The organism is Leifsonia sp. 466MF (genome assembly GCF_900100265.1).
Taxonomy (GTDB): Bacteria; Actinomycetota; Actinomycetes; order Actinomycetales; family Microbacteriaceae; genus Leifsonia.
Window position 1 is genome coordinate 3,072,704 of record NZ_LT629696.1, and the last position, 18,084, is coordinate 3,090,787.

The 18,084-nt window shown below is 69.8% G+C and carries 16 protein-coding genes; 5 read left to right on the forward strand and 11 right to left on the reverse strand.

All coding sequences use genetic code 11. The features are described 5' to 3' along the window. Nucleotides 1-21 precede the first annotated feature (21 nt). The 6 genes from BLR91_RS14630 to BLR91_RS14655 all read right to left on the reverse strand — a co-directional run bounded on the left by BLR91_RS14630 (nucleotide 22) and on the right by BLR91_RS14655 (nucleotide 8,676). Entirely contained in the window at nucleotides 22-3,033 is a 3,012-nt protein-coding gene (locus BLR91_RS14630; RefSeq protein WP_089880899.1) for an alpha-mannosidase, read from the reverse strand. A gap of 45 nt (nucleotides 3,034-3,078) precedes the next feature. Beyond that, nucleotides 3,079-3,915, reverse strand: coding sequence for a carbohydrate ABC transporter permease (locus BLR91_RS14635; RefSeq protein WP_018189773.1), 837 nt, complete (start codon nucleotides 3,913-3,915; stop codon nucleotides 3,079-3,081). Next, nucleotides 3,915-4,877: a carbohydrate ABC transporter permease gene (locus BLR91_RS14640; RefSeq protein WP_018189772.1), complete on the reverse strand. Its 963-nt coding sequence runs from the start codon at nucleotides 4,875-4,877 to the stop codon at nucleotides 3,915-3,917. The genes BLR91_RS14635 and BLR91_RS14640 overlap by 1 nt, the downstream gene beginning before the upstream one ends. After that, nucleotides 4,877-6,229: an extracellular solute-binding protein gene (locus tag BLR91_RS14645; RefSeq protein ID WP_089880895.1), complete on the reverse strand. Its 1,353-nt coding sequence runs from the start codon at nucleotides 6,227-6,229 to the stop codon at nucleotides 4,877-4,879. The genes BLR91_RS14640 and BLR91_RS14645 overlap by 1 nt, the downstream gene beginning before the upstream one ends. Nucleotides 6,230-6,363: 134 nt before the next feature. Continuing rightward, complete coding sequence (locus BLR91_RS14650) at nucleotides 6,364-7,611, reverse strand: ROK family transcriptional regulator (protein ID WP_089880891.1); 1,248 nt, start codon at nucleotides 7,609-7,611, stop codon at nucleotides 6,364-6,366. Between the two features lie 81 nt (nucleotides 7,612-7,692). Further along, nucleotides 7,693-8,676: a helix-turn-helix transcriptional regulator gene (locus BLR91_RS14655; protein WP_089880888.1), complete on the reverse strand. Its 984-nt coding sequence runs from the start codon at nucleotides 8,674-8,676 to the stop codon at nucleotides 7,693-7,695. A 100-nt stretch (nucleotides 8,677-8,776) separates the two neighbouring features. On the opposite strand from BLR91_RS14655, the gene BLR91_RS14660 reads away from it, so the two are divergent. Beyond that, a complete protein-coding gene (locus BLR91_RS14660) occupies nucleotides 8,777-9,229 on the forward strand; it encodes a VOC family protein (RefSeq protein WP_089880885.1) in 453 nt (150 codons plus the stop codon). 3 nt (nucleotides 9,230-9,232) lie between these two features. Here BLR91_RS14660 and BLR91_RS14665 read toward each other — a convergent pair whose 3' ends face one another. Further along, nucleotides 9,233-9,667, reverse strand: a complete 435-nt coding sequence (locus BLR91_RS14665; protein WP_089881791.1) for a MarR family winged helix-turn-helix transcriptional regulator — start codon at nucleotides 9,665-9,667, stop codon at nucleotides 9,233-9,235. A 71-nt stretch (nucleotides 9,668-9,738) separates the two neighbouring features. Between BLR91_RS14665 and BLR91_RS14670 the strand changes: the two genes are divergently transcribed. Then, entirely contained in the window at nucleotides 9,739-10,674 is a 936-nt protein-coding gene (locus BLR91_RS14670) for a quinone oxidoreductase family protein (protein WP_089880882.1), read from the forward strand. Between the two features lie 9 nt (nucleotides 10,675-10,683). Here the strand turns inward: BLR91_RS14670 and BLR91_RS14675 are convergent, their stop codons facing one another. Genes BLR91_RS14675 through BLR91_RS14690 form a run of 4 tightly spaced genes read right to left on the reverse strand, consistent with a single transcriptional unit; the run spans nucleotide 10,684 to nucleotide 14,731 of the window. Then, entirely contained in the window at nucleotides 10,684-11,739 is a 1,056-nt protein-coding gene (locus BLR91_RS14675; protein ID WP_018189765.1) for a sugar phosphate isomerase/epimerase family protein, read from the reverse strand. Then, nucleotides 11,732-12,901, reverse strand: coding sequence for a Gfo/Idh/MocA family protein (locus tag BLR91_RS14680; protein WP_089880879.1), 1,170 nt, complete (start codon nucleotides 12,899-12,901; stop codon nucleotides 11,732-11,734). The genes BLR91_RS14675 and BLR91_RS14680 overlap by 8 nt, the downstream gene beginning before the upstream one ends. A gap of 13 nt (nucleotides 12,902-12,914) precedes the next feature. Continuing rightward, complete coding sequence (locus BLR91_RS14685; protein WP_089880876.1) at nucleotides 12,915-14,012, reverse strand: Gfo/Idh/MocA family protein; 1,098 nt, start codon at nucleotides 14,010-14,012, stop codon at nucleotides 12,915-12,917. Then, the gene (locus BLR91_RS14690) at nucleotides 14,009-14,731 is read right to left on the reverse strand and encodes a sugar phosphate isomerase/epimerase family protein (RefSeq protein ID WP_020075644.1); all 723 of its coding nucleotides are present in this window, start codon (nucleotides 14,729-14,731) and stop codon (nucleotides 14,009-14,011) included. The genes BLR91_RS14685 and BLR91_RS14690 overlap by 4 nt, the downstream gene beginning before the upstream one ends. A gap of 167 nt (nucleotides 14,732-14,898) precedes the next feature. On the opposite strand from BLR91_RS14690, the gene BLR91_RS14695 reads away from it, so the two are divergent. The 3 genes from BLR91_RS14695 to BLR91_RS14705 all read left to right on the forward strand — a co-directional run bounded on the left by BLR91_RS14695 (nucleotide 14,899) and on the right by BLR91_RS14705 (nucleotide 18,045). Continuing rightward, nucleotides 14,899-16,089, forward strand: coding sequence for an ROK family transcriptional regulator (locus BLR91_RS14695; protein ID WP_018189761.1), 1,191 nt, complete (start codon nucleotides 14,899-14,901; stop codon nucleotides 16,087-16,089). Nucleotides 16,090-16,171: 82 nt separating this feature from the next. Continuing rightward, nucleotides 16,172-17,314 (forward strand): Gfo/Idh/MocA family protein, encoded by a 1,143-nt coding sequence (locus tag BLR91_RS14700; RefSeq protein ID WP_089880873.1) that lies wholly within the window; start codon nucleotides 16,172-16,174, stop codon nucleotides 17,312-17,314. Beyond that, nucleotides 17,311-18,045 carry a ThuA domain-containing protein gene (locus tag BLR91_RS14705; protein WP_089880869.1) on the forward strand — a complete coding sequence of 245 codons (735 nt, stop codon included), beginning with the start codon at nucleotides 17,311-17,313 and terminating at the stop codon, nucleotides 18,043-18,045. The genes BLR91_RS14700 and BLR91_RS14705 overlap by 4 nt, the downstream gene beginning before the upstream one ends. The last annotated feature ends 39 nt before the right edge of the window (nucleotides 18,046-18,084 follow it).

Consider the following 18,084-nt stretch of genomic DNA (forward strand, 5'->3'; position numbering starts at 1 on the left):
CCCGGGGCGGGCGATCGTGCGTCACTCGCGGACGAACCGCAGCGTGACGAGCTCGAAGGGACGCAGCTGCAGGTCGAGCGCGCCGTCGCCGACCTCCCGCTCGAGCAGATCCGTCCTCTGGATGCGCCGGTAGGGGAACGACGCGACCAACGTCGTCGCGGCGCGCGACCCGAGCGATTCGTACAGTCGGACGACGACGTCGCCCGAGCCGTCCTCGGCGAGCTTGACCGTCTCCACGACGACAGCCGGATCGACCGACACGATCAGCGGATCGACCGCGGCGGGCGCGGGACGCAGCGGCAGGTTGAGCCGGTAGCCGGTCTCGATCGCCGCGTCCACTCCGCCCACCACGAGGGAGGTGCGCAGCGTGTGTCGGCCCTGGTCTGCCTCCGGGTCCGGGAAGAGCGGGGCGCGCAGCAGCGTCTGGCGCACCAGGGAGTAGGTGCCGCCGCCATCCCGCGGGTGGCGCGTCACATCGTGGCCGTAGGTGGAGTCGTTGGCGACGCCGACGCCGAACCCCGGCTCGCCGACGTGGACCCAGCGGTGCGCGCTCGTCTCGAACCGGGCGACATCCCAGCTCGTGTTGGTGTGCGTCGGGCGTTCGATGTGGCCGAACTGGATCTCGGACCGCGCGGACGCGGTGTGCACGTCCACCGGGAAGGCGAGTTTCAGCATGCGCTGGCGCTCGTGCCAGTCGACGTTCGTCTCGATGTCGAGGGCCGGGGAGCCGGCGGCGAGCGCGAGCGTCTGCGTGACAGTGGACGACCCGAACCGGCGGACGACCCGCAGCGCGACCAGCTCCGGCGACTCGGAGACCACCTCCAGGGAGTCGAGACCGTTCAGGTCCTCGCCGGAGAGCCGGTACTCGATGTCGACGTCCCAGGCGTCCCACTGGGCGGGGGTGTCGCGGAACAGCTGGAGCACATTGGCGCGCGTGCCCGGCGGCACCGCCTCGCGACCTGTGGTCGCATCCAGCAGAGACGCGATCAGACCGTCGGCATCGACGAGGACGCTGACGCGGTCGTTCGACAGCCGGATGCCGTCGCCGTCGCGCTCGATGCGCGCGTCGCCGGTCCGCTGCGGGACCGCAACTCCGCCGGCCGGTACGCCGTCGACAGCGAACGGGGAGGAGTTAGCGACGAGACCGGCACTCGTCGCATCCGCAACTCCATCCGCAACTCCGTCACCCAGAGCCGCCAGCGACCGCGCGATGACCGCCTCCAGCGACTCCGCCACCCTCGCGTAGTTCTCGACCGCCTGGTCGTGCACCCAGCCGATCGACGAACCGGGCAGGATGTCGTGGAATTGCTGCAGCAGCACCGTCTGCCATGCCTCGCGCAACTCGCGCTCCGGGTAGTCGGCCCCGGCACGGACGGCGGCGGTGGCCGCCCAGAGCTCGGCTTCGTGCAGCAGCGCCTCGCTGCGGCGGTTGCCGCGCTTGGTCCGCGCCTGGGAGGTGTACGTGCCGCGGTGGAACTCCAGGTAGAGCTCCCCCACCCACACCGGCGCCGGATCGAACTCCGCGCGCGCCGCCTCGAAGAAGGCGGCGGGCGATGCGACGCGCACCGTCGGCGACCCCTCGAGGTCGGCAGTGCGCTCGGCCGCCGCGAGCATCTCGCGGGTCGGGCCGCCGCCGCCGTCGCCGAAGCCGAAGGGCACGAGCGAGGTGTTCGCCCGGCCCTTGTCGGCGAAGTTCCGTTCGGCGCGTGCCAGCTCCTGGCCGGAGAGGAGGGAGTTGTACGTGTCCACGGGCGGGAAGTGCGTGAAGATGCGCGACCCGTCGATGCCCTCCCACTCGAACGTGTGGTGCGGGAACAGGTTCACCTCGTTCCACGAGATCTTCTGGGTCAGGAAGTTGTCCATCCCCGCCTCCCGCGCGATCTGCGGAAGCGCACCCGAGTAGCCGAAGGAGTCGGGAAGCCACACCTCGCGCGGCTCGTACCCGAACTCCTCGAGGAAGAACCGCTTGCCCTCGACGAACTGCCGGGCCATCGCCTCGGATCCCGGCATGTTGGTGTCCGACTCGACCCACATGCCGCCCACCGGGACGAACCGGCCCTCGGCGACGCGCGCCCGGATGCGCTCGAACAGCTCCGGATAGAACTGCTTCATCCAGGCGAACTGCTGGGCGGACGAGCACGCGAACACGAAGTCCGGGTCCTGATCCATCAGGTCGAGCACGTTGGAGAAGGTGCGGGCGCACTTGCGGATGGTCTCGCGCACCGGCCACAGCCAGGCCGAGTCGATGTGCGCGTGCCCGACCGCGAAGACCCGGTGCGCCGTCGCGGACGCGGGTAACGCGAGCACCCCGGCGAGCGCCTCCCGCCCGCGCGAGACCGTCCCGGCGACGTCGAAGGGATCGACCGCGGTGACCGCCGCCTCCAGCGCGGCGAACAGGGCGGCCCTGCGAGGCGACGTCTCGGGCAGCACGAGCGCGAGCCCCTTCGCGGTGAAGATGTCCTGCACCAGCTCCCACACCTCGCGGTCTCGATGAACGATGTCCAGGCGGCGCAGCGTGTAGATCGGGGTCTGCGGCGCGGTCGACACCCGGCCCATCCCGGTCGGCGCGAAGGTCCAGTTCGAGCCGACATCCGGGTTGGCCGCGGCCTCGACGTACAGTTCGAACGACTCCCCCGGCCGGGCCCGGAGGCGCACGTAGGCGTTGTACGGCTCCAGCGCCTTCAGGATGGTGCCCTCGGGAGTCCACACCAGCCCCTCCGCCTGGAACCCCACCTGGCTCAGCGTGAACCCGAGGTCGACGAGGAGCTCGACATCCTCGGCCGCCGCCTCCCACTCCGCCGGGACGGTGCCCGTCACGCGGAACCACACGGTGCCCCAGGGACGACCCCACGCCTCCCCCGCCGCGAACGGCCGGAAGTCGTTCGAGACGGCGTCGGCGAAGGGCACCGGCTCGCCGGGCGCCTCCCATGCCTCGATCGACGCGGGCACGGCCGCACGCTCGAGGGCGGGCGTGAGGCGTTCGCGGACGAATCGATCGATGCGCATCTCGGCGAGCTGGTTCTGCTGGTACAACGGTTCTCCTTGGGTGAGGGGATGGGACGGGGCGAAGGGACGGGCTCATCCCTTGACGGCGCCGGCGAGCGCGGACGAACCGCCGAGCGCGCGCGACACGATGACGTAGAGGGCGATCACGGGAACGGAGTAGATGAGCGAGTACGCCGCCAGCTGCCCGTAGGCGACCGCACCGTACTGGCCGAAGAACGTGAAGATGCTCACGGCCGCCGGCTGGTTCTCCGGGCTCAGCAGCAGCACGAAGGGGACGAAGAAGTTGCCCCAGGCTGCCACGAACACGTAGATGAACACCACCGCGATCCCGGGGCGGACGAGGGGGACGACGACCGTCCACAGCGTCTTCATGCTTGATGCGCCATCCACCCAGGCCGCCTCCTCCAGCTGCACGGGCACCGAGTCGACGAAGTTCTTCGTCATCCAGATCGCCATCGGGAGGGACGACGCGGCGAGGAACAGGATGGTCCCGCCGAGCGAGTCGATCAGGTTCAGCGAGACGAACAGGCTGTACACCGGCACCATCATCGCGGTGATCGGCAGGCAGGTGCCGAACAGGATCGCGTACAGGAACGGCCGGTTGAACCGGTTGCGGTAACGCGACAGCGGGTACGCCGCGAGGATGGCGACCACCACCGTGACGATCGCGCATCCCGCCGACAGCAGCAGGCTGTTCCACAGCGGCAGGAACGACAGCTCAGGCGTGAGCACCTTGCGGAAATTCTCCAGGGACCACTGCTTCGGCCACGCGACCGAGAGCGTGGCGCCGCCGTCGAACGACGCGAGCACCACCCACACCAGAGGGAGCACGAAGACCGCGCCGATGAGGAGCAGAATGACGTTCGACGTCCAGCGCAGGGCGACCCCGTTGGGTGACGACAGCTTCATCAGTCCACCTCCGTCTTGAGGGCCCGGACATAGATCACGGCGAACACCGCTCCCACGAGCAGCAGGATCGTCGCGATCGCGGTGCCGTAGCCGAGCTCGGAGAACTTGAACGCCTCCTGGTACGCCAGCACGGGGAGGGTCATGCTCTTGTTGCCCGGGCCGCCTCCGGTCATCACGTAGATGAGGGTGAAGACGGACAGCGTCTGAAGCGTGATGAGCATCAGGTTGGTGGAGATGCTCCGCCGGATCATCGGCAGGGTCACGAGGAAGAACCGCTTGACGCCGTTGGCGCCGTCGACCTCCGCCGCCTCGGTGATCTCCGGCGGCACCTCCTGCAGCGCCGCCGAGTAGACGAGCATCGAGAAGGCCGTGCCTCGCCACGTGTTGGCCAGGATGATCGACAGCATCGGGAAGGCGAACAGCCAGGACGGACCCGTCACGCCGAACATCGCGAGGATGGCGTTCAGCGTCCCGTGCTGACTGAAGAACGCGTACGACGCGAACGCCGCGACGATCTCCGGGAGCACCCACGCGCCGACGACGAAGGTCGAGACGATCGCGCCGACCCAGCGGCTCCCGCTCCGCATCAGCAGAGCCAGCACCATCCCGGCGACATTCTGGCCGATGACCGCGGACCCGAGCAGGAAGACCAGGGTCAGCCACACCGAGACCGGGAAGTCCGGGCTTTTGAAGAGGTCGATGTAGTTCTGCAGCCCCACCCACTGGCTGGATGCGGCAGCGGAACCCGTCAGCGACATGTCGGTGAACGAGCCGTAGAACGACGACAGGATCGGCCCGAGCAGGAACACGACGAGCAGACCGATGGCGGGGAGAAGGGGGACCGAGCGGGCGAGCGACCGCCGGGTGTGTGCGCGCGAACGTGCCGTGTCCCGCTGGCGCGGCGGCCGGGCCGACGAGGCCCGGCCGCGCGCGTCCGAGACGGCGGGGACGGTGGAGGTCACTACTTCGACTCCGTCTTGCCCTCACCGACGATCCCCACGACGGTGTCGTCGTAGGTCTTGGCGGCCTCTGCGGGCGTGGCCTGCCCGGTCATCACCGACTCCATCGCGACCTGGATGCCGTTCGAGATCTTCGGATAGTCGGGTGTGGCCGGCCGGAACTTGGTCACGGCGACGAGCGATGAGAAGAACTCCGAGGTCGGGTTCGACGTCTTGTACTTCTCGTCGTCGGCGACATCCTTGCGGACCGGGATGCCGGCGGTGTTGATGTTGTACTCGAGCGAGCGCTGCTTGTCGGTCAGGAAGGTGATGAACTTCCACGCCAGGTCCTTGGCCTTGCTCTTGGCGCCCATCGAGAACGTCCAGCCGCCGGAGAGGCTGATCTTCCCGGGGTCCTGCCCCTCTTTCGTCGGCATGGCCGCGGTGCCCATGACTTTCGACCAGTCCGCCCACGGCGTCGCGCCGGTCGGCAGCCAGGCGTTCGAGGCCCACGAGCCGTCGAGGTTGATCGCGAGCTTGCCCTGCGGCATGAGCTGGTTGTTGATCGTGTTCTGGTAGTTGGTGTCGCTGGTGACCTCCTGGCTCGGGCCGAGACCGCCCTGGTAGACCTCCTTGATCACGTCGAGCGCGTCCGTGAACGCCTTCGAGCCGACGATCCACTTGGCCTTCGTGTCGTCGTAGAGGCCCTTCTCGCTGGCTCCGTACAGCAGCATCTCGAAGCCCTGCATCGAGCTCGCCTCACCCGCGGCTTTTCCCGAGAAGATGTTGAGCGGGATGACGCCCGGCACGGCCGCCTTGATCTTCTTCGCGGCGCCGATCACGTCATCCCAGGTCTTCGGCTGCCACGGGGTCGGGATGCCGGCCTTCGCGAAGATGTCCTTGTTGTACCAGAGGCCCCGGGTGTCGGTGCCGGTCGGGATGCCGTAGACCTTGCCGTCGTCTCCCTTGCCGGCGTCCTTGGCGTTGTCGAAGAAGTTCGACCAGTCCGACCATTTGTCGACGTACGAGTCGAGCGGGGCCAGATAGCCGGCCTGGGCGTCGGCGCGGATGAGGAAGGTGTCCTCCGACATCACGTCGGGCGCCGTGGTGGCCGCACGGTTCATGAGGGAGAGCTTCGTGTAGTAGTCGTTCTCGGCCGCCTTGATCGGGACGAGCGTGATCTTCTTCCCCGGGTTGGCCTTTTCGAAGTCGGCCTTGGCCTTGGTCATGAAGTTGGCCATGATGTCGGACCCGAAGTCCTGGAAGGCGACCTTGATGGTCGTGCCGTCGCTGCCGCCGGACGAGGACGAACATCCCGCCAGTGCGACGAGGGCCGCAGTGGCCACGGTGGCGGCCAGGATCCTGCTTCGCTTCATCGATGCTCCTTTGCATTGACGTCCGTGGCGTGACGCCGCCGGACCTGCGTAATTTATAAATCAATTTGATTTACAAGCGCAAGGGAAACGGAGAGATTGTCCCCCGCCGTGTCGCAAGAGCAGCGCGGCAGCGGTCAGCGGACGACAGCGCGCGGCGAGAACGTCCCGTCTAGGACGAGCGCGGCAGCACCGACGGCGGCGACGTCCTCACCGATCGCACTGGAGGTGATCGCGATGCCGTGCGTCAGGATGCCCGTGTCGAGCTCGGCCAGCCGCGCCGGCAGCTGGTCCAGATAGCGGCGCTCCACCCGCGACCACGACGGGCCGCCGTAGACGATGCGGTCGAGATCGAGGAGGGACGTCAGATTGGACAGGTAGAAGGCCGAGTTGCGGATGCTCCGGTCGATGATCTCCCGCGCCCCCGCGTCACCGCCCTCCGCCGCGGATGCCAGTTCGGTGAAGAGCTCGTCGACGGTCTCCACATCCAGCTGCAGGTCCTCCTCCGGCACGACGGTCGTGCCCACAGGCGGCGTCAGCACCCCCGCCCACAGGCCCTGCATGACCAGCCGGTACGGCCGGACGGACTCCCCGTAACAGCCGCGCCGGCCGCAGGCGCACAGCGTTCCGCCGGGGTCGACGAGCACATGGCCGACATCGCCGGCATTGTCGGTGGATCCCGTGTAGACCTCTCCGCCCAGCACCAGGCCGACGCCGACGCCGGTGCCGTAGTAGACGAAAGCGTAGTCCCGGGATGCTCCCGCCGGATCGCTCCATCGCTCAGCGACGGCCGCGCACGTCACATCCTTCGCGACAAGGGAGGGCAGGCCGGTCGCGGCCGTCAGCTCGTCGCGGAGGTGGAAGTCGTTCCAGCTGGGGATCAACGGCGGCCGGACCACCACACCCCGCTCGACGTCGATAGGGCCGGGCGCGGCGACGCCGACGCCGATCACGCGCTCCGGATCGACGCCCGGCGACGCGAGCACCTCGCGGATGGCATCGACGGCGGCTGCGAGCGTCGAGACGGCGTCGCCGTCCGGCGGGGACGGACGGTGTACGTGGGCGACCACGGACCCCTCGAGATCGAGCAGGACGCAGGCGATCACGGTTGGGTCGAGGTGGACACCCACGGCGTAGGCGCCTGCCGGGTTCAGGCGCAGAATGGTGCGGGGCTTGCCCGGGCTGCCCTCGCTCTGCTTCCCGGCCTCGCGGATGAGCCCCTGCTGCAGGAGGCGGCGCGTCACGTTGGTGACGGTCTGCGCCGAGAGGCCCGTTCGCGCTGCCAGCTCCACCCGGCTGAGCCCGTCCGGCGACCGTCGGACGGCATCCAGCACGACCGTCTCGTTGAACGCCGCGATGGCGGGGAGGTTGGCTCCTCTGGCCACAGGTCCTCCGTTCGCCGCCAGGTGTCCCCAGTGAGTACTGAGGATACCTACTGACTGCGGGCTGGACGCCTGCGGGGGCGGCTAGGCGACCCTCCCCCGCTCGGGCGGTCCCGGCGGTCCGAGCGATCGGGCCGCGGCGATCAGACGGTCGGTGAGCGTCGCCGCGGCCTCAGCTAGTGCGGGCGGCCCGACGATCTCGAAGGCGACGTCGAACCGCGTGAGAGACGCCAGCACGCCGATCCACGACCACGAGCCGAGGATGAGACGGCTCCGGGAGTCGCCCACGGGCTCCACGTGGCCGTCGGTCACCCACGGGATCACGTCGCGCGGCGGCAGGTCGATGACGACCTCGCCCACGCATGGCCAGCGGTCCTCGTCGTCGCTGCCCTTGAAGCGCGCCGCCACATACGACGTCGCGTCTCCGGTGCGGATCCGCCGCGGACGGAACCCCGGACCGGCCGGGAACCTCGGCGCCAGCCGATCGAGCCGGAACACCCGCCAGTCGTCCCGGTCGAGGTCCCACGCCACCAGATACCAGCGCGCATCCCGAGCCACGAGACCGTGCGGCTCGGTGCGACGCGGCGGTCCGTCCGCTCCGGCATAGTCGAACCGGAGCACCTTCCTCTCCCGGACGGCGTCGCTCACCGCGCCGAGCACCGCCGGCTCGACCGCCGGTCCCGCGCTCGGCCGGTCGAAGCGGATGCCGTCGATGCGGTGCCGCAGGCGAGACGGCATGACCTGGCGGACGGTCGCGAGCGCGCGGGCAGCGGCCTCCTCGATCCCGGCTCCGGACGCCCCGGCGTTCTGGAGCGCGATGGAGAGGGCGACGGCCTGCTCTTCGTCGAACAGGAGGGGCGGCAACTCGGAGCCCGCGGCGAGACGGTACCCGCCGTCGGGACCCTTCATCGCGTCGATGCGGTAGCCGAGCTCGCGGAGGCGGTCCACATCCCGTCGGACCGTCCGGGTGCTCACGTCGAGCCGATCCGCGAGCGCCTGCCCGGGCCAGTCCCGTCGCGCCTGCAACAGCGAGAGCATCGTGAGCATGCGCGAGGAGGGTGCGTTCATGCCTCGATTCTCGCGGGAGTAGCGGACCGAAACTGTCCGCTACCGCTGCGATTCTGGCGTCGTCGGGAGAACCCGGCGATCTCACTGAGAGGAACCAGCCATGAGCATCACCGTCACCACGCACCTGAACTTCCACGCCGGAGAGGCGCGAGCAGCCCTCGACTTCTACGCCGACGCGTTCGGCGGAGAGGTGACCGCGGCGACGTATGCCGATTTCGGCATGCCCCCCGAACTCCCCGACGCGCAGCGCATCGTCTTCGGCCAGGTCGTCTCAGCCGAGGGGTTCCGGGTGATGGCGTACGACGTTCCGGGCACTGGCGATCAGGACGCGGCTCGGTCCGCATCGACGCGGCGAGAGAACGGGATGACCATCACCGATCAGCCCTTCTTCGTCTCCGTCCGGGCGGGATCCCTCGACGAGCTGGCCGGCTACTGGGAGCGCCTCGCGGAGGGCGCCACGGTCGTCGAACCGCTGGCGGCCTCCGCCTGGTCGGCGGGGTTCGGGATGCTGACGGACCGCTTCGGCGTCACCTGGGTGCTCGACGTGGCGTGACCGTCAGCGACGGCCGCCAAGCAGAGCTTCCAGTAACTCCGTGAGTCGCGCTCCGTCGTCGGCCCCCAGGCCGCCGAGCAGGGGCGCGACTCCGGCGTGGATGGCCGCGGCGCCGGCCCGCGCCAGCTCGTGGCCGGCCGGCGTGAGTCCCACTCGGGCGGAGCGACGGTCGACGGTGTCCCGGACGCGGCTCACGAGCCCTCGTTGCGTCGCCCGATCGACCAAGCCGGAGACGGACGAACGGTCCACACCCAAGTGCTCTGCGAGCTCGGACATGGTGGGCTCCCGATCGCGCAGGATGGCCAGCACGCGCAGCTGAGTGAGGGACAACTCGTTGTCGGCTGCCACCCGACTGACCACGCCGATGACCTCGAACGAGGTCTGCACGAGGGCGTCGAGAAGGCGCTCCGAGTCGTGCGGGTGTGCCGAGGTCGTCATGCCGCTAGCGTAGCGCATTAGTTGGGGTTACCATCTATTTAGTTCGTAATCCCAACCATTCGGAGGATGTCATGAAAGCAGCCGTCGTCACCGAGTTCGGTGCCCACCCGCGCCACCTGGACGTCGAGGAGGCCGCCGCCGAGCGGCCCCACGAGGTCGTGGTCGAGGTTCTGGCCGCCGCGATCTCCCCGCGGGTGCGGTCGCAGGCGGCGGGCAGCCACTACACGAGTACGGACGAGCTGCCGCTCATCCCGGGGTTGGACGGGGTGGGACGAACTCCTGACGGCACGCTCCGGTACTTCATCCTCCCGGACACCACGAAGGGCGCGATGGCCGAGCGGACCGTCGTGGATCTGCGGCGCAGCGTCGCACTGCCGCCGGACGCCGATCCCGTCCCGTTGGCCGCGGCGATGAATCCGGCCATGTCGTCCTGGGTCGCCTTGCGTCGCCGCGCGCGGATGCAGCCGGGCCAGAGCGTGCTGGTGCTCGGTGCGTCGGGTAACGCCGGCCGGCTGGCGGTACAGGTCGCCCGACGGTTGGGGGCAGGCCGCGTGGTCGCGGTCTCGAGGGACTCGCACCGGCTACAGGACTCGGGGGCTGACGTCGTCGTCGAGCTGGGTGATACGGATGCGCTGGCACGGGCCGCGAGCGACGTGGATGTGGTGCTCGACTACCTGTGGGGACGACCGACCGCGGATGCACTTCGCGCCGTCATTCCCGGTCGGGCGCGAGACGATCAACCTCTCACGTGGGTGCAGATCGGGTCCGTTGCCGGAGCGGAGTCGCCGATCCCGTCCGCCGCGTTGCGCGCTGTCGATCTTCGGCTGATCGGTAGCGGTCAGGGTTCGGTGAGCACGGAGGCGATCGTCGACGAACTCTCCGAGTTGGCCGTCGAGGTGGCGGGCGGCGCGTTCGTCACCGACGCTCGTGCCGTGCCGCTTTCCGACGTCGAGCGGGCATGGGACGAGGCGGCCACGACCCGTGACCGCCTCGTCCTCGTCCCGTGATCGGCGTGCTCAGTCCTGGTTGCTGAACGCCGCGTCGAAGGAGGCGGTCGGCTGCTTCCAGAGCAGGGACCGGATGTAGCCCACGGCCTCCTTGGCGCCGTGGAGGCGGTCCATCCCCGCGTCTTCCCACTCGATCGAGATCGGGCCGGTGTAGCCGATGGACTCGAGCGCGCGGAAGGCGTCCTCCCACGGCACGTCGCCGTGGCCGGTGGAGACGAAGTCCCAGCCGCGACGCGGGTCGCCCCACGACAGGTGGGAACCGAGCACGCCGGCGCGGCCGTTCTTCGGCCGGAGACGCGTGTCTTTGCAGTCCACGTGGTAGATGCGGTCCTGGAAGTCGATGATGAACCCGACGGGGTCGATGTCCTGCCACATCATGTGGGACGGGTCCCAGTTGAAGCCGAAGGCCTCGCGGTGGTCGATCGCCTCGAGGGACCGCACGCTCGTCCAGTAGTCGTACGCGATCTCGGACGGGTGCACCTCGTGCGCGAACCGGACGCCCTCGCCGTCGAAGACGTCGAGGATGGGGTTCCAGCGGTCGGCGAAGTCCTGGTAGCCGCGGTCGAACACCTCGGCGGGCACCGGCGGGAACTGCGCGACGTACGGCCAGATGCTCGACCCCGTGAACCCGACGACCGTGTCGACGCCCAGCTTGCGGGCGACCTTCGCCGTGAGCTTGAGCTCTTCGGCGGCGCGCTGGCGCACGCCCTCCGGGTCGCCGTCGCCCCAGACCTTCGACCCGACGATCGCCTGGTGGCGGAAGTCGATCGGGTCATCGCAAACGGCCTGGCCCTTGAGGTGGTTGGAGATGGCCCAGACCTTGAGGCCGTACCGGTCGAGGATGTCGAGGCGGCCCTGCAGGTACGCGTCGTCTTCGGCGGCGCGCCAGACGTCGAGGTGCTCGCCGGAGCACGCGATCTCGAGGCCGTCGTAGCCCCACTCGCTCGCGTACTTCGCGACCTCTTCGAGCGTGAGGTCGGCCCACTGACCGGTGAAGAGGGTGACCGGGTGCGTCCGGCCCGACTCGGTGGTCTCCGAGCCGCCTGCACTGGTGGCGTCAGTCATTGTTCGTTCCCATCTCGATCCAGGTGCCCGACTCGGCCGAGTCGATCACCGCATCCGTGATCCGCACGGCACGAAGGCCGTCGGTGAAGCGCGGGAGGCCGTCGGGGTTCTCCCCCGCGACCGCCGCGTAGCTGTCGGCGACGAACGCGTTGAACGCGTCCTGGTAGCCCTGCGGGTGCCCGGAGGGCACGACGCACAGGCGCGCGGCGTCTTCGCTGAGCTGGTCGGCGTCGCGAGGGATGATCAGGCTTCCCTTTCGGCGGCCCACCCACAGCGTCTCCGGCTGCTCCTGGTCGAAGGCGACGCTCTCGGCGCTGCCGGAGATCTCGAGCCAGAGGTGGTTCTTCCGGCCAGGAGCGACCTGCGACACCAGCAGTGTTCCGAGAGCGCCGGAACGCGTCTCGATCACCACGGCGACGGCGTCCTCCGTCGTGATCGCCGCATGGGAGGCGCGCTCGGCGAACACCGTGCGTTTGGTGGCGGAGACGCGGCTGACGCGGTCGCCGCTGACGAACTCGACGAGGTCGACGAGGTGCGACCCGATGTCGGCGAAGGCGCGCGAGCGGCCGCCCTGCGCCGCATCCACCCGCCAGTTGTCGTCGTCGGACCCCAGGAGCCAGTCCTGCAGGTAGGAGGCGTTGATGCTCAGCACGCGTCCGGCCTCGCCGGAGGCGAAGCGGGCGCGGGCCTCCCGCACCAGCGGATGGAAGCGGTAGACGAAGGGAACGGTCGCCGTCCGCCCCTCCGCCGCGGCCACCAGGCTCTCGGCGTCGGCGGCGGACGTGGCGAGCGGCTTCTCGCAGATGACGTCTTTGCCGGCGGCCAGCACGGCCGCCGCCTGCTCTGCGTGGAGGGCGTTGGGCGTGGTGACGTGCACGAGGTCGACCGTGTCATCGGCGAGCAGGTCGTCGAGCGATCCGTACGAGCGGCCGATGCCGAGCCGTTCGGCGGCCGCCGCCGAGCGCTCCGGCGTCGAGGAGACGATTCCGGCGATGTCGGCGCGTGCCGCACGAGCGGCTCGCGAGTGAACCTCCGCCATGAAGCCGCCGCCGACGATCGCGACGCGGAGGCGGGCTCCGGCCGAACTGCCGTCGCGGCGGGTGAGACCACCGTTGGTCGCGGCGCTGCCGGCCGAAGCTCCGGCCTGATTCCCGTCTGTCATCGCCCGGCTCCCCTCACGCCAGGGTCGCCGCTCGCGGGTCCCAGTCCTCGGGGAGGGCCGGCGCGACATCGACCGTGCTCTCGACCTCGACCGGAGTGCGGGACTCCCCCGCCTCGATGGTCGACACCATGATGTCGAGCACGTGGTAGGCCTGCTCGCCCGACGCACGCTCGGGGACGCCGGCGCGGATGGCCCGCGCGAGCTCCACCACGCCGATGCCACGAGAATCGGTCGTTCCCGTCGACGGGACCGTCTCGATGCCGTCGCCGCCGTGAACCAGCAGCTCGCCCTCGAAGGTGTTGGGGTCGGGAACGACCAGCGTGCCGTCGACACCCGCGACCTCGAACTGGGTGCGGCCGAGCTTGGAGTCGAAGCTGAACACGGCCTGCGCCGTCTGCCCGCTCTCGAACTCGTAGAGGGCGCTGACGTGCGTCGGCACGGTCACGGCGAACTCCTCGCCGGCGCGCGGCCCGGAGCCGATGACGCGGGTCTCGCGAGCGCGGGATGCGCTCGCACTCACCCGGGCGACCGGACCGAAGATCTGCACGAGGGCCGTCAGGTAGTACGGGCCGATGTCGAACAGCGGACCCGCGCCCTCCTGGAACAGGAAGTCGGGGTTGGGGTGCCACGACTCCGGGCCGGGGCTCTGCATCAGCGTGAGCGCAGTCAGCGGAGCACCGATGTCGCCGTTCTCGATCAGGCGTCGGGCCGACTGGATGCCCGAGCCGAGGAACGTGTCGGGCGCCGTGGCGACCCGGAGCCCGGCCGCGTGCGCGGCTTCGAGCAGCTCGCGACCGCTCGCGCGGTCGAGGGCGAACGGCTTCTCGCTCCAGACGTTCTTGCCGGCGGCGAGCGCCTGCAGCGCCACCTCGACGTGCACCTTGGGGATGGTCAGGTTGACGACGATCTCGATGTCATCGTCGGCCAGCAGCTCCTCCACCGTGCCGGACCCCGGCACGCCGTACTTGTCGGCCTGTGTCTTGGCCCGCTCCAGGTCGATGTCGGCGACGAAGCGCACATCGAGGTCGGGGAACACGGTGAGGTTCTCGAGGTACTGGTTGCTGATGACACCGGCGCCGATGACGCCGACTCCCACGCGCCCGCCGCTCATGCGAGGCCCTTCGAGGTCAGGAAGGCGAAGCTGTCGGCGACAGCCTGGAAGCGGTCACCGCGCGAGTCGTCGAGCTCGATGACACGGAGGGCGTCGGGTGCTGCTGCGATGATCTGCTCGATCGGGAGCGAACCCTGGCCGACGGCGACCTGGTCCTTCGTCTCGGTGGTGCCGGGGCCGTCCTTGATGTGGAGGGCGACCACACGCTCGCCGAGCTTGGGGAGCAGCGCGACCGGGTCGACGCCGCCGACGGCCACCCAGTAGGTGTCGACCTCGAGCACGACCTCCGGGGCGAGCTTGCCGGCGAAGAACTCGAGCGCCGTCGTACCCTCGATCGTGCTCTCGAGCTCGTGAGCGTGGTTGTGGTAGCCGACACGCACGCCGTGACGGGCCGCGACCTCGGCGGCGGCGTTGAGCTGCTCGGCGATCTGCGCGACGTCGTCCGCGGTCTGCCAGCGCTCGGGCGCGACGAACGGGTCGATGACCGTCTGGACGCCCAGCTCCTTCGCGGCGCCGAACACCTCGTCCAGGTCGCCGCCGATGAAGCCCTGGTGAGTGGTGGGCGCGGACAGGCCGGCCTCGGCGAGGCCCTGGCGGAGCGCGTCACCGAAGGTGAGGAAGGCGAAGGGCTCGACCTGGGTGAACCCGATCTCGGCGATCCGCTTGAGGGTACCGACCGTGTCCTCGGTCAGGAGTTCCCGGACCGTGTACAGCTGCACGGAGACTTTTGACGTCGACACTGTTCTCCTCGTCGAGTTCATGGAGTGGAAAGGCGCCGGATGGCGTGGCTCTATTCAAGTGCGACTTCTGCCGGATGTCAATCAAAAGTCGACCGAATGCAGACGATCTTTGAGCAGTCCGCCGGCACTGTGGTTCAATACCCTCTATGACCGACAGCGCGCGAGACTCGGTGCTCGTCGCCGCAGACGCCGCGGAGCTGCTGGCGATCCTGCGCGACGGCATCCCGCGCACCCGCGCGCAGCTCGCCGAGCTGACCGGCATGGCGCGCTCCACCATCGCGTCCCGGATCGACACGCTCACCGCGGCGGGACTCGTCGCGCCCGCGGGTGACGACGTGTCGTCCGGAGGCCGCCCTCCCTCGCGCATCCGCTTCAACCCGGAGTCGCGGGTGGTCGTGGCGATCGATCTCGGCGCAACCCACGGGGTCGTCGCCCTCGCCGATCTCGCCGGCAACATCACGGCGAGCGAGTCACGCCGGCTCGACATCGCCGACGGCCCCCAGCCGGTGCTCGACTGGGCGATGGAGACGGCGTCAGAGCTCTACGTGGCCAGCGGTCGGCAGCCGGAAGAGCTGATCGGCGTCGGCGTCGGGGTCCCCGGCCCCGTCGAGCACTCCACCGGGCTGCCGGTGAACCCGCCGATCATGCCCGGGTGGGACCGCTTCGACATCCCCGCCTACATCCGTCGCGTCTTCGACGTGCCCGTCCTCGTCGACAACGACGTCAACCTCCTCGCCCTGGGCGAGCAGGCCCTGATGTGGCCGGAGGAGACAGACCTCCTCTTCATCAAGGTCGCGACGGGCGTCGGCGCCGGGATCATCAGCGGGGGCCGCCTGCAGCGTGGGGCGCTCGGCTCGGCCGGAGACCTGGGTCACGTCCGCGTCCCCTTCGGCAGCGACACCCCGAGCCATGGCGAGCAGGATGCGGACCTCGAGTCGCTGGTGAGTGGTCCGGCCATCGCGCGGGCACTCTCCGAAGCCGGTCTCGCCGCCGAGACCAGCGACGACGTCGTCGCCTTGGCGCGCACGGGCAACCCGGCCGTCCAGAATGCGATCCGGCAGGCCGGACGCGACCTCGGCGCGGTCGTCGCCACCTGCGTCAACCTCCTGAACCCGTCGATGATCGTCGTCGGCGGCAGTCTCTCCCGCGTCGGCGAGCAGCTCCTCGCCGGGATGCGCGAGGTCGTCTACCAGCGGTCCACGCCGCTGGCGACGCAACATCTGACCATCACGCAGTCGCGCTCCGGCGAGACCGGCGGCGCGATCGGGGCGGCCATCATGGTCATCCAGCGCGCGCTCGATCCCGACGCGGGCACACCGCGCTCCCTCTTCCGCTGACACCCTCGGCGGAACATCCACCCCGTTCCTCACAACCTCGAATCGATTCGAATCCCCCAAGGATCACACTGAAAGGAGTGCCGTGAGCACCCAGAGCGAACCCCTCGACCGCCCCCTCCGCGCCGGAGTGGTCGGCCTCGGCTGGGCCGGACAGCAGCACATGGCGGCCTACTCGGCCCTCCCCGGCGTCGAGCTCGTCGCCATCGCCGGCATGGAGGACGGCCCCCGCGCCGAGCTCGGCGAGACCTACGGCGTCAAGCGCCTGCACCGCGACTGGAAGGACCTCGTCGCCGAGGGCGATCTCGACGTCGTCAGCGTCGCCGTCCCCACCTTCCTGCACGCGCCGATCGCCGTCGGAGCACTCGACGCGGGCATCCACGTGCTCAGCGAGAAGCCGATCGCCCGCACCGCGGCGGAGGCCCAGACCATGGTGGATGCGGCCCACCGCGCCGGCCGTGTGCTCGAGGTCGCCTTCAACCACCGCCGCCGCGGAGACATCGAGGCACTGAAGGCCGCGATCGACGACGGGCAGATCGGCCGGCCGTATCACGCGCGTGCGGTGTGGCTCCGACGAGCCGGCATCCCCGCGCTCGGCAGCTGGTTCACGAACCGCGAGATGGCCGGCGGCGGCCCGCTGATCGACATCGGCGTGCACGTCCTCGACTACGCCCTCCACCTGTTCGGCGAGCCGCGCGTCGAGGCCGTCTCGGCCGTCACCCACTCCGAGCTCGGGGTCCGCGGCCGCGGCGGGGCCGCCGCCTCCAAGCAGCACGTCGGGTCGGACTACGAGGTCGAAGACCTCGCCAGCCTCCTGCTCCGGCTCGAGGGCGGCGGCTCCATCGTCATCGAGACCAGCTGGGCCGCCTACCGCCCGGCCGGCGACGAGTTCGGCATCACCCTCTACGGCACCGAGGGCGGCGCCGACCTGCGCGTCGTCGACTACGCACCGTCGGGTGAGCTGACGATCTTCACCGGCGACGGCGAGCAGAGCGAGGACATCACGGTCACGGCCGACCCCGGCCGTGGGCACCTCGCCGTGGTCGAGACCTTCCTCGAGCACGTCGCCGACCGGGCGAACTGGTCGAACTGGGACGGCTCGCTCGCCCTCGACCGGGCTCGCGTCATCGACGCCGCCTACGAGTCCGCCCGCATCGGCGCCGAAGTCCGGCTGACCCCGGCGACCAAGGCGGCCAGCACCACCGACACCGCCCTGAAGGGAGCATGACCATGACACTGCGCGTCACCGTCTGGAACGAGGGCGTCCACGAGGCGACCCAGCCCGAGATCGCCGCCATCTACCCGCATGGCATCCACGGAGCCATCGCCGAGGGGCTGTCCGAGCTGCTCGGCGACGAGGTCGCCGTCCGCACGGCAACCCTCGACGACCCCGAGCACGGGCTCAGCGAGCAGGCGCTCGACGAGACCGATGTGCTGCTCTGGTGGGGCCACACCGCGCACGACCGCGTCTCGGACGAGGTGGTGGAGCGCGTCCGCCGTCACGTCCTCGGCGGGATGGGTCTGATCGTCCTCCACTCCGGCCACTTCTCGAAGATCTTCATCCGGATGCTCGGCACGACCTGCTCGCTGCGCTGGCGCAACCCGGAGGGCGGCGAACGCGAGCTGGTGTGGAACGTCAACCCGACGCATCCCATCGCCGAGGGCGTCGAGCAGCCGATCGTCATCGAGGCGCAGGAGATGTACGGGGAGTTCTTCGACATCCCGACGCCGGACGATCTGGTCTTCATCAGCTCGTTCACCGGCGGCGAGGTGTTCCGCTCGGGCGTCACCTTCACCCGCGGGCGTGGCAAGATCTTCTACTTCAGCCCCGGCGATCAGGAGTACCCGGTCTACTTCCACCCGCAGGTGCGCCGCGTGCTCGCCAACGGCGTGAAGTGGGCCGCCCCCGTGGAGGGCGCCCGCCAGGCGCCCCAGGTGTCGAACCCGCAGCCGGTCTAGGCCGAGCAGCACAGAACCGACGGAGACGAGGAGACCTGC